This is a genomic window from Pseudomonas sp. SDT291_1_S447 (assembly GCF_054070155.1).
The window spans coordinates 22942-35184 of sequence record NZ_JBSVXS010000028.1; the positions used below are offsets into that span (position 1 = coordinate 22942).

The window sequence follows — 12243 nt, forward strand, 5'->3', positions numbered from 1 at the left end:
TCTCCCGCCACTCGTTGGCGAGACTCGAATTAATTAACCGCACAACGTCGGAACTTGATTTTTTGTCTACCGCTTACACTTTCATAACAACTCAAGCAATTAAATGCGGCGCAGTTGCCACTCAGCGTTACTTATAACCATAGCGTGGCGCTTTATATTAAAACTTTGTCGCGGTCTGGATAGTCAAGGCTATTGCGCTGCGCGCTCAAGCGTAATCACCAGACCTGACTTCAAAGTAGCCAGATAAAGCCCATCACGTTGTCGGCTGAAGAACTGGATTCTTGAGCCTTCCTTGCCGGTAATCGACAGGCCGTCCGGATCGGGAAACCAACCGATCGGCGTTTGCTCAAGCCAAGCACCGAGACAGTCGACCCCTTTGCCCAAGGTCTGATTGGATTCAAGGTCGATCAGGCAAGTATTCGAAGGCTTGTCCTGCTGCTTTTGCGCTTCTCGATCATCATCCCGGGTAGATAATGTCGCTTGCCATTGCCCCGCAAATACCGAGGGTTCTTCGAGTCTGAGGCTGCTTGCCATACTGGTTTCTCCTGAAATCATCATGAGCGCCGCCGAAAACCACGCCGCCACCTTGTAGGTAAAAGCTTTACTGATCATGGGAATATTCGCTCCAGCGTGTAGCGTTGCTTACCATCCAACCCGATGCAAGCAAAGAAAGCGGCGCATCACACGCCGCTTTCCACTGCTACATCACGCCACGATGTCGCTGGTGGCTGCCTGGCCAACGGTGCTGACCTGGAAATCAGCCACGCCGTGCCCGGAGAAGTCCACCGACAGCAGGCTGTTGCCGCCCGACGACGTCAGAATCGCGTCACCGGCGGAACCGGTGAAGCTGCTGACGAAGTGCAGGCCGGCGCCGTTGGTGATGCCGGTCAGGTCGATTTTGTCCAGACCGCTGACGAAATCGAGGATCTGATCGATGGCACCTGGCTTGGAGTCGGAGCTGGCAGCGAACACAAACGTGTCTGAACCGGCACCGCCCCACAGCTTGTCAGCACCACCGCCACCCCAGAGGATGTCGTTACCGGCACCGCCCTTGAGTTCGTTGGCCACGCTGTTGCCGATCAGCAGATCGCTGCCGGAACCGCCAATGGCGTTCTCGATGATCGCGCCCTTGGCGATGGACACGTTGCCCACCAGGCCGCCAACGTCGGAGAACGAGGCGTCATTGAGGTTGATTTTCTGGTTCTGGGTGAAACCCGAGAAGTCCAGAGTGTCCTTGCCGCCCGCGTCCCACACCGAGAACACCACTTTGTCACTCGACGACGAAGCGCTGAGGAAATCGCGACCGGTGTTGGAGTTGAAGCCGTAGGTGGTGTCACCGGTACGAGTGGTGGTGTTGGCACCGTAGAGCTTCTGGATAGCAGCGATATCGTCCATCAGCGGGCCGGACGAATACGCTTCGACACCGCCCTTGCTGAAGTTCTGATTGGTGTTGCTTTCGCTCCAGTAGCTCATGACGCTGTAGCCGCGGGTGTCTTGCCCGTAGGAAGCGTCGTTGTAGGTCGGGTTGCCATTACCGGCGTTGTAGTCGCCAGGGTGAGCGAGACCCAGGCTGTGGCCGATTTCGTGAGTCAGGGTCTGACGACCGTAGTTGTTCAGATCCGGATTCTTGTTCTGCGTGTAGCCACTGTTGATCAGGTACCACGAGGTGCCGTCATAACCGGCGCCAGTGCCTGGCAGATAAGCAAACGCTGCAGCGCCATCCTGGCCACCGCTGTAGTTACCGAAGGTCATGTGGCCGTCACCGCCCGAGGCTTTCTCGGTGAAGGTCACATTGGCCACGTCAGCCCAGGATTGCATGGCGAGCTTGGCCTGGGCTTGTTGCTGCGCACTGAACTGACTGAACCCAGTGATCCCGTGCTTGTACATCGTGCTGGACGATGCCGAAGTCAGGAACGTATAGGTGAGTTCGATCTTGCCGCTGCCATCCTTGTCCTGGTAGGCAGCACCGTCGCGCAGCAACTGGGTTGCGGCCTGGTCGACGGAGTAGGAGGGCTTGCCATTGACCGTGAGGTTGCCGCCACGATCGTACTGATGGCTGAAGCTATTGATCTGGTTATACGCCGAGCTGAAGGCAGACAGCTGAAAAGCCTGTTCGGCGGTATCAATAGCATTCGCTTTTACTTTCGACATAAACACACTTCCTTGTTTAGCAATGGAACAGTTTTTGTCCGATAGGACTCTCTCTGGCGAGATCGTCCTATCACTCGCCCAATGAAGGCGTAAGAAACCTGACACAATTTGAAATCTGCCGTAAAGGATTTTTTTGAAATCAAATCGGGCTGTTTCGCAAAACTGCCGTAAACAAAGCGTGCGGGGATGAAAGAATGTTTTAGTTGCGCGGCTTTCGCCTAATTGTCTGACGATTTTCTATTTAAATATTAAATATGAGTAAGTTGTTTTTTGTTAGGCGCGTCTCACTTTTCCGCACTTTATTAGTGCGATGCCAGTGTATTGATATCAACCAGTTAAACGCTGAAAGACATTGTGGGAGCGAGCCTGCTCGCGAAGGCGTCGGGCCAGACAACGTTGATGTTGAATGACCGACCGCTTTCGCGAGCAGGCTCGCTCCCACAGGGAGTTATGTATGCCTGGGTGATTAGCTACCAGTCCGAATCTTGTTCCACACCCGCGTGCGGATCCGGTCAATGTTCAACGGCATCGCCTCCAGCGCAAACAGCTTGCCCATCATCTCCGGGCTCGGATAAACCTTGGTGTCGTTCTTGATCGCCGGGTCGATCAGGCTGTCGGCCTGCTCGTTACCATTGGCGTAGTGCACATAGTTACTGATGCCGGCCATCACGTCCGGGCGCAGCAGGTAGTTCATGAACGCATAACCGGCCTTCTCGTCCGGCGCATCGGCCGGCATGGCGACCATGTCGAACCAGATCGCCGCGCCTTCCTTGGGAATCGCGTAGCCGATGTCGACGCCATTCTTCGCCTCTTTGGCACGGTTCTCGGCCTGCAGGATGTCGCCAGAGAAGCCGACCGCCACGCAGATGTCGCCGTTGGCCAGGTCACTGGTGTATTTCGACGAGTGGAAGTAGCTGACGTACGGCCGCACCTTCAGCAACAGCGCTTCGGCTTTTTTATAGTCCTCGGGATTTTTGCTGTGGTGCGGCAAGCCTAGGTAATTGAGCGCCGCCGGCAGCAATTCCGGACCGTTGTCTAGGATCGCTACGCCACACTTCTGCAGCTTTTCCATGTACTCGGGCTTGAAGATCAGGTCCCAGGAGTCCACCGGCGCATTGTCGCCAAGCACGGCTTTGACTTTGGCGATGTTGTAGCCGATGCCGGTGCTGCCCCACAGGTACGGGAAGCCGTGCTCGTTGTTCGGGTCGTTGGTCTGCAGCGCTTTGAGCAGCACCGGATTGAGGTTTTTCCAGTTCGGTAACTGGCTCTTGTCGAGTTTCTTCAGTGCCCCGCCCTGAATCTGCCGGGCCATGAAGTGGTTGGACGGGAACACCACGTCGTACCCGGATTTACCGGTCATCAACTTGCCGTCGAGGGTTTCGTTGCTGTCGTAGACGTCATAGGTGACACCCACGCCCGTCTCTTTCTCGAAGTTCTTGGTGGTGTCCGGCGCGATGTAGTCGGACCAGTTGTAAACCTTGACCGTTTCCGCTGCCTGAGCAAGGGAAACAGCGAGCATCAGCGGTGCCAGAGCGAGGGTCTTGCGGATCATGGATCGATTCCTGTGTGGGTTTTCTTTTTTGTTGGCAGGCAATCAAAGGATCAAAACAATCAGAAAATCAGCACGTAGCTCTTGCGCACGGTTTCCTGGATATCCCAGATACCGAGCGTGTTGGCCGGCAACATCAGTGCGTCGCCACCTTGTATCTGCAGGGTTTCGCCGCCACCGTCGGGGGTGAACGTGCAGCGCCCGGAAATGAAGTGACAGAACTCCTGCGCGGTGATCTGCCGGCGCCAGCGGCCCGGAGTGCATTCCCAGACGCCGGTTTCGACGCCGTCGTCGCGCTCGACGCTGGTGGTTGAAGCGATCGCCACCGGCTCGCCGAGGGGTACGGCTACCGGACTGGATTCATCGAGTAGCAGGGTTGCGGTGTTTTTGAACTGGGTAATGCTCATGGTCTGACCTGTCTTTTAAATTAACGGCTTTTAGTGCATGAAACCTTCCATGAACCCCGCGACCTGGCTGGCGAGCTTGCGCCGCCATGGCGCAGTCGCCGGATTGGCCAAGGTCTGGTCTTCGTGGACGAAGCTTTTGATGATCGCGTTGTAGCCGAGCCAACGGCACGGCTCCGGTTCCCACGCACGCAGCGCATGAATGCCACCGTCCGGCAGCACCCATGGCTGGCGAACCAGTTCCGTATCGCGCTCGAGAATCAGATCCGCCAAGGTGCGGCCGCCGAGATTGCTCGCGCCGACGCCCTCCCCGCCATAACCGCCGGACAGCGCGATGCCATTGGCGCGATCACAGAGCATGTGCGGTTTGAAGTGCCGGGACATGCCGAGATTGCCGCCCCAGGCGTGGGTGATCTGCACGTTTTTCAGCTGCGGGAACAATTCGCTGAACAGATAGCGGCGCAGCTCGACTTCATCGCGGGTCAGATCAAAGTTGTGGCGTAGCTTGCCGGCGAACTGATACCCGCCCCGAGCGCCGAAGATCAGGCGGTTGTCGGCGCTGCGCTGGCCGTAGGTGACCTGACGACTGAACTCGCTGAATGCCTGACCACGGCTGAGACCGATTTCGTCCCAGGTCGCGGCAGACAAGGGTTCGGTGGCGACGATCAGGCTCTGCACCGGCAATTGATAGCGGCCCAGCGGCGGCAAAGTCACCGAATAACCTTCGACGGCCGGCACGATCCAGCGGCTGCGCACACTGGCTTTGGCGGTGCGCAAGCTGCCCGACTGCCATTGCGTGACCGGGCTGTTTTCGTAGATCTTCACGCCCATGTTCTGCACGGTGCGCGCCAGACCGCGCACCAGTTTCGCCGGATGGATGGTCGCCACGTGTGGCGCGTAAATCCCGCCATAGGGCTTGGCCACACGGATCTGCTGCGCCAGTTGTTCAGGGCTGAGCCAGCGGTAGTCGTCGTCGGTGAGGCCCTGGGCGTGCAGTTTGCCCAGATATTCACGCAGCGAGGCTTCCTGTTCCGGGTAACGCGCCGCGCAATACAGCACACCGCCCTTGCGATAATCGCAGTTGATACCTTCGCGTTCGAGGACGATTTCGACTTCATCAGGAATGCTGTGCAGCAGATCGAATGAGGCGCGGCGTTGCTCTGGCGACAACCCGGCCAGCAGACGATCCTCGCCGAGCAGGTTGCCCATCAGCCATCCGCCATTACGCCCAGAGGCGCCAAATCCGGCGGTCTGCGCTTCGACAATCGCAATGTCGAGACCCGGCGCGAGTTTCTTCAGGTAGTACGCCGTCCACAATCCGGTGTAACCGGCGCCGATGATCGCCACGTCGACGTCCAGATCTCGCTCAAGCTCGGGCCGCGCGGTCAGCGGCTCATCGAGTTGATCCATCCACAAACTGATAGTGCGCCACGCCGGCATGCAAGACTCCGCCACTGAAAACCTTCGATGGCGTCGATCCTAGTGGCTGTGTTCAGTCGATGTCTTGCGCGCGTGCCCGCAAAGAAATTTGTTTCGCGTAGGCCTTGGGCGACTGGCCGGTGTGCTGGCGAAAACAGCTGTAGAACGCCGACAACGAATTGAAACCGGCAGCGAAGGCCAGCTCATCAATGCGCAGCGGTGGCGTGGCGTGATCCAGCGAGCGCAGCAGATGTTGCAGGCGCGCCTGATTGACATAGCGATAGAAGCTTTGCCCGAGCACCTGATTGAGCAGATAGGAAATCTGATTGCGGCTGTACCCGCACTCTTTCGCCACCCGCTGCAAGTCGAGTTCTGGATCGAGGTACGGCTGCTGTTTTTCGAAATACTGCTGCAGGTCTTCGGCCATGAAGCTCAACTGGCGCGGCGACAGGCCCAGGCGACTGGCCGCTGGACGCTGACTGGGTACCTTTGTGCTGGCGGACTGCGCACGCACCAATGAAGCGTATTCATTGACGCGCCAGATCAGCCCGTCTTTGACCGTGATCGCTTCACTGGAGCGGAACGACACCAGCCCTTCACCACCGCGCAGCGTCACTTCATATTGGATGAACGCGGTGTTGCCATCGACGCGAATGCGGTCGCAATGCTCAAGCGCTTCGTCGGATTCACGCGGCATGCTCACGCGCACGTACTCGCGCAACTCGTCGAGACCGAGCACGCGGTTCTGGAAGAAATCGTTGTACTGGATGTCCGGGTGGTACAGCGCCATGACACTGTCGAGGTCGCGGCGCTTCCAGCTCAGGTGATAGCGCATGACCGTGGCCGCCGTGGCTTGGGTCTGTTCTGGGCCGTCGTCGTCGGCGTGCATAAGAGGCTCAGCGAAAAAGAACCGAGCTTGCCGAAGTTCGGCGCGGGCTTCAATGGCTAATCAGTAGTGGCACTTTGGCGACGATTGCGTAGGCCGTGACTTACATCAAAAAATGCGAAGCAATCGCAAAATGAACTGAAAAATCTCACAGGAATTTCACATGCAGATGCTACTTTTAATGTCAGTCACCGGTTGAGCCAATGAAGGCTCTTCCCACCTAACATGAGCAAACGGAAGCGCTCGATGAAGAAGGCGGGCAACACATGAATAAAGGGTCAAGCAAAGTCACGTTCCCCAACGCATGCCAGTTGATGCGTTGGCATTTTCATCCGATGGGGTTTGAAGCAACGATGGACGCGCCGGGCAGTATGATCGCCCGACTGTTCGATCGTGCCAGCGGCGAAACCATGATCGCCATCGCCGGGATCCCGTGCGCGACGGTGATGAATGCAGCGGATGTCGAGCGAATCATCGAGGCTGTGGAGGATGAGCTGGAAGCGTTCATTCCTCCAGAGTCTCTCAAGAGTTACGCATAAGCTTATGATTTAAAACGAAAAAGCCCGCAGTAATGCGGGCTTTTTGTTGGCTTATGCAGTTTGCCTGACCGTCCGGTGATCAACGAAGAACGGCTTGCCTTTGGCCACCCGGTCGGACGCCCTAGGCATGTTCACCGCTTGCGCCTCCTGCGGTTCGACATACCAGTAGCAATGGCTGACTGCCCGGGTGATACCGACGTAGGCCAGGCGCAAGATCTCGTCCTTTTGCGCACTGTCATACGGCTCGCTGTCGCCCGACTTGCCCAAACCTGCCATGCGGTAGACCTGGTTCTTGTAGGGCGAACTGGTCAGGTGCTGACAGTCACCGAGCAGAAACACCGCATCCGCCTGCAGACCTTTGGCGCTGTGGAAGGTCAGTTGTTTCAGCCGTCGCGCTTCGTAAGGCAATCTCGAATCCACATTAACTACAGGCTGAATATGCTCTTCAATCAATGACTTATCGCTGCTTTTTCGATAAAGCATCAAGATTGAATGGCCCTGACGATAGTGTTCGGCGAGACGCTGCCCCAAGGCCTGATCATCGCGTTCCATTACATTGACCGGTTGCAGTGGCTGGGCTGCGCCGCTGGCTTTGGCTTTTTTGCCCGGGATCGCCGGTGCGGCGCGGACAATGTGCTCAGCGGCGTCTATGATGTGCTGGTGGCTGCGGTAGTTGTCACTGAGCATCACCCGCGTGGTGCTCGGCGACGGGAACTCCTTGTCGAACGCCATGAAGTAACTCGGCGAACTGCCACGCCAACCGTAAATCGACTGCCAGTCATCGCCGACACATAGCAACGATGAACGCTGTGCGCCCCGCCCGACGTGCATGGCCGGACCTCGGCTGCGTATTTCGCTGAGGCTGGCGCGTATCCACGAAACAATCTGCGGCGAGACGTCCTGAAACTCATCGATCATCAGGTGCGACAACGGCCGGAGCAACTCATCGCTCAACAGCTTGAGGTTCTCCGGCGAGTGCTCGCTGAACAGCGCGAACATACGGTTGTAGGTCATGATTGGCGGTTTCTGATCCAGCAGATGATCTTCAAAGGCGCGCCAGAACAGACTCAGGGCCTCAAAGAAGAAACGGTCAGGATCATCTTTGGCAAAGCTCATGCGGCCGACGGCGTCTGGCACATCCAGGCCGAGGTTCTCGATGAAGCCTGCCGCTGCCACGAAGCAGTCGAGCAACGGCGCGGAGGCCAGCTCACCCTTGACCTTGTAATCGAAGCCCGGCCCGGCGCTGGCATCGCCTGCCAGCGTTGCCAGAACGCGCTTCGACGCCTCGTAGCTATCAAGCCAAATCAATGGCTTACGACAGAAAGCTTGAAACAGGGTGCGCTTGACTGCCCACTCTGCGCGCACGCTGAGCTTGGCGTTTGGCCGGCTCAGCTGCGGATTTTCCCGCGGATCGAAGCCGAGCACCACCCAGGCATCAAGGCTCGGAATATAGCCATGGCAATGAAATTTTGCCCCGTTGATATCGAAACTCTGCCGGTTCGGCTCAATGCCCTTGATTGGCCAGGCGCCAGCGCGGAACCACAAGTCTTCGATGGCATCGCACAGCTCTTCGTCGCGACGGGAAGCCAATTCCGTCACCGCGACGCGCTTCTGCACGTCCGGGTGGTCACGCTCCAGTTCCTTGAGCTGCAAACCAGCGCGCGACAGCGGCTGAATCAACTGACGGAAACGCTCGTCGTCATTGAACAAGCGGTGATAACAGGCGTTGAGTTGCTGACGTTGTGCATCGTTGATACGCAGGTCGAACGGATTACTGTCGACCTCCTGCTCATCACCTTGTGCGCGGTGACTGAGGTTTTCAAAGGCCTGCAGACGTTCGAAACCCGGCAAGCTGCGCACCATCGGCAAAATGCGCGAGTGGAAGGTGCGCACCAAGTCGCGTGCCTGGCGCAGATTCAGCGTCTGGCCCCAGAGTGCGAACAGTTCGATCAGCTTGTTTATGAAATCCTTGCGCGACTCGCGGGTAAACGTCACCACGGTCATCGAATCCAGTTCAAAGCCCAGATAGTGGTGGAGCAATAGAATGCGCAGTACCAGCGTGGTGGATTTGCCCGCGCCTGCGCCAGCAACCACTGAGGTTGACGGGGTTTCGCTGAAAATCATCTTCCACTGCGCGGCGCTTGGCTGAGCGTGCTCAGGCAACAAACGGGCGACATCGGCCTTCATGCGCTTTTTCAGCTCGCCCGTCAGCGGCAGGCGCCAATCGTCAAACAGGTGATTATCGACACTGGGCGGGCGATGCTCGGTGTTGCGACTGTCACGGATCAGCAGCACCTGACGGCCCTCTTCCAGCCCCTCAAGCTTGCCCTCGTTAAAGCCATATTCGACACCAGCGGTATGGCCGCTGCGAAAGCCGTCGGCCTGACCGTGCAACCACGATGCACGGTGTTGCGCGCGCAAACGGGTCAAACCGTGACCAAAGAAGCGTGCAGCCAGGCGTTTGAACCATGGCATCTCGGCCAAGGGGCGAAGTTCGGGAGGAAGATCGGGGGTGTGTTGCGCCACGCTGACGGGCTCCAGTGTGTGAGGCTGTGGCGGCTATGGTGTCTGTATTTGCCGCTCAGTTCTAGCGAAATGCTTACAGGTCATTGGTTTAGGCGATGAACTGAAGGTTGGATGAGATCCTTTCGAGCCTTTTCTTATCAGTCATTTCGATGGTAATGCCGCACTTTTTACGCTTTTTATCGATAGTTGACTGATAGATGATCGCCGTCATAAACCACCGGTATCGCGTCGGGTGCAACTCATCACGCCCCATAACGAACCTTTTCAGGAGACGATCATGCTTGAACTCAGACCCTTCAGCTCGCTGGGCGGCGCCCATCACGGCTGGTTGGATGCCCATCACCACTTTTCGTTCGCCGAATACTACAACCCGCAGCGCATGAGCTGGGGCAACTTGCGGGTGTGGAACGATGACGTGATCGCGGCGGGCACTGGCTTCCCGCAGCACCCACACCGTGACATGGAAATCATCACCTATGTCCGGGAAGGCGCGATTACTCACCAGGACAATCTGGGCAACAAGGGCCGCACCGAGGCTGGCGACGTCCAGGTAATGAGCGCCGGCACCGGCATTGCTCACAGCGAATACAACTTGGAAGCGAAAGACACCAAGATCTTCCAGATCTGGATTCTGCCGACGGAAACCGGCGCCCCGCCATCGTGGGGTGCGAAACCATTTCCGAAAGGCCTGCGTGAAGGCTTTGTTACCTTGGCCAGCGGCAAGGATGGCGATGACCAGAGCCTGCGGATTCGTGCCGATGCAAGGTTGGTCGCGGCCAATCTCAAGGCGGGTGAAACCGCGGAATATCATCTGGATGAAGGCCGTCGTGCGTACTTGGTGCCGGCCACCGGCGCGATTGAAGTCAACGGCTTGCGCGCACAAGCTCGAGACGGTGTCGCGGTAGCGCACGAGCGTGTGCTGACCGTCACGGCCGTTGAGGACAGTGAAATCGTCTTGGTGGATTTGGCTTAATCGTCTGAAGGGCAGGACAAAAAAAAGGGGCAACCATCTCGGTTGCCCCTTTTTTCATGCGCTTGCGAGCATCACTTGCTGGAGATGGCGCCATCCACCAACGTCTGCGCTTCGACGACCAGTTGCTTGAGGTGGTCGTCACTGATAAAGCTTTCGGCGTAGATCTTGTAGATGTCTTCGGTGCCCGACGGACGCGCGGCGAACCAGCCGTTTTCCGTCATCACCTTAAGACCGCCAATCGCCTGATCATTGCCCGGTGCATGGCTAAGAATGCTCTGGATTTTCTCGCCGGCCAGTTCGGTCGAAGTGACCTGGGCAGGCGACAACTTGCTCAGCAGGGCTTTCTGCTCCGGATTGGCCTTGGCATCGACGCGTACCGAGAACGGTTCGCCCAGCTCATCGGTCAATGCCTTGTAGGCCTGGCTCGGATCACGACCGGTGCGCGCGGTCATTTCGGCGGCGAGCAAGGCCGGGATCAAACCGTCCTTGTCAGTGCTCCACACGCCACCGTCCTTACGCAGGAAAGATGCGCCAGCACTCTCTTCACCGCCGAAACCCAACGAACCATCGAACAGGCCGTCAGCGAACCATTTGAAACCGACCGGGACTTCGTACAGACGACGACCCAGACGCTTGGCGACGCGATCGATCAAACCACTGCTGACCACGGTTTTACCCACGCCAGCATCCGCGCGCCACTGCGGGCGGTTCTGGAACAGGTAATCGATCGACACCGCCAGATAGTTGTTCGGCGCGAGCAAACCACCGGACGGCGTCACGATGCCGTGGCGGTCGTGATCGGGGTCGCAGGCGAAAGCGACATCGAAGCGCTCTTTCAGGCCGATCAGACCCTGCATCGCGTGGCTCGACGACGGGTCCATACGAATCTGGCCATCCCAGTCGACGGTCATGAAACGGAAGGTCGAATCGACCTCCTTGTTCACCACGTCCAGGTCCAGACGGTAATGCTCGGCAATTGCCGACCAGTAGCGCACCCCTGCTCCACCCAGCGGATCAACGCCCAGACGCAGTTTGGCGTCACGAATGGCGTCGAAGTCGATCACGTTGATCAGGTCGGCCACGTAGGTGTTTACGTAGTCGTGACGATGGGTGGTGCTGGCCTTGAGGGCTTGCTCGTAGCTGATGCGTTTAACCCCTGCCAGCTTATTGGCCAGCAGTTCGTTGGCCTTGGCTTCGATCCACTTGGTGATGTGGGTGTCGGCCGGGCCGCCGTTGGTTGGGTTGTATTTGTAGCCACCGCTTTGCGGCGGGTTGTGCGACGGCGTGATGACAACGCCATCGGCCAAGCCCGAAGTACGGCCACGGTTGTAGCACAGAATGGCGTGGGAAATAGCGGGCGTTGGCGTGTATTCATCCCCTTCGGCGATCATTACGGTCACACCGTTGGCCGCCAATACTTCCAGCGCGCTGGCCCCGGCCGGGGTCGACAGTGCGTGTGTGTCGATGCCGACAAACAGCGGTCCGGTGATCCCTTGGGCTTCACGGTACAGACAGATCGCCTGACTGATGGCCAGAACATGCCATTCATTGAAACTCAAGTCGAAGGAACTGCCCCGATGCCCGGAAGTACCGAACGCCACACGTTGCGTGGAAATGGAAGCGTCAGGCTGACCGGTGTAATAAGCCGTTACCAGTCGCGGGATATCGACCAACAATTCTGCCGGTGCCGGTTTGCCCGCAAAAGGACTGAGTGTCATGCAAAACCTCTGAAATAGAGTGGTTCAGGAATAGAGCGCAGTTTACTGGCAGTTTGACCGCAGCGCGATGGTATCTAT

General features: G+C 57.8%; 10 protein-coding genes. 2 read left to right on the forward strand and 8 right to left on the reverse strand.

Features of this window, described 5'->3' with window-relative positions; genetic code table 11:
• Positions 1-189: 189 nt before the first annotated feature.
• From ACW9IR_RS12170 to ACW9IR_RS12195, 6 genes are all read right to left on the reverse strand, one after another.
• A complete protein-coding gene (locus ACW9IR_RS12170) occupies positions 190-612 on the reverse strand; it encodes an AprI/Inh family metalloprotease inhibitor (protein ID WP_180988155.1) in 423 nt (140 codons plus the stop codon).
• 93 nt (positions 613-705) lie between these two features.
• A complete protein-coding gene (locus ACW9IR_RS12175; protein WP_102901800.1) occupies positions 706-2151 on the reverse strand; it encodes a serralysin family metalloprotease in 1446 nt (481 codons plus the stop codon).
• 466 nt (positions 2152-2617) lie between these two features.
• Entirely contained in the window at positions 2618-3703 is a 1086-nt protein-coding gene (locus ACW9IR_RS12180) for a polyamine ABC transporter substrate-binding protein (protein WP_095120851.1), read from the reverse strand.
• Between the two features lie 59 nt (positions 3704-3762).
• Positions 3763-4107, reverse strand: a complete 345-nt coding sequence (locus ACW9IR_RS12185; RefSeq protein WP_102901801.1) for a cupin domain-containing protein — start codon at positions 4105-4107, stop codon at positions 3763-3765.
• A 30-nt stretch (positions 4108-4137) separates the two neighbouring features.
• Complete coding sequence (locus ACW9IR_RS12190) at positions 4138-5544, reverse strand: NAD(P)/FAD-dependent oxidoreductase (RefSeq protein WP_457463384.1); 1407 nt, start codon at positions 5542-5544, stop codon at positions 4138-4140.
• A gap of 52 nt (positions 5545-5596) precedes the next feature.
• Entirely contained in the window at positions 5597-6412 is an 816-nt protein-coding gene (locus tag ACW9IR_RS12195) for a helix-turn-helix domain-containing protein (RefSeq protein ID WP_457463386.1), read from the reverse strand.
• A 263-nt stretch (positions 6413-6675) separates the two neighbouring features.
• On the opposite strand from ACW9IR_RS12195, the gene ACW9IR_RS12200 reads away from it, so the two are divergent.
• A complete protein-coding gene (locus tag ACW9IR_RS12200; RefSeq protein ID WP_025109621.1) occupies positions 6676-6948 on the forward strand; it encodes a DUF1652 domain-containing protein in 273 nt (90 codons plus the stop codon).
• A gap of 51 nt (positions 6949-6999) precedes the next feature.
• Here the strand turns inward: ACW9IR_RS12200 and ACW9IR_RS12205 are convergent, their stop codons facing one another.
• Complete coding sequence (locus tag ACW9IR_RS12205; RefSeq protein WP_457463389.1) at positions 7000-9474, reverse strand: UvrD-helicase domain-containing protein; 2475 nt, start codon at positions 9472-9474, stop codon at positions 7000-7002.
• 277 nt (positions 9475-9751) lie between these two features.
• On the opposite strand from ACW9IR_RS12205, the gene ACW9IR_RS12210 reads away from it, so the two are divergent.
• Positions 9752-10447 (forward strand): pirin family protein, encoded by a 696-nt coding sequence (locus tag ACW9IR_RS12210; protein ID WP_457463391.1) that lies wholly within the window; start codon positions 9752-9754, stop codon positions 10445-10447.
• 71 nt (positions 10448-10518) lie between these two features.
• Here ACW9IR_RS12210 and pgm read toward each other — a convergent pair whose 3' ends face one another.
• Entirely contained in the window at positions 10519-12165 is a 1647-nt protein-coding gene (gene pgm, locus ACW9IR_RS12215) for a phosphoglucomutase (alpha-D-glucose-1,6-bisphosphate-dependent) (RefSeq protein WP_457463393.1), read from the reverse strand.
• Between the last annotated feature and the right edge of the window lie 78 nt (positions 12166-12243).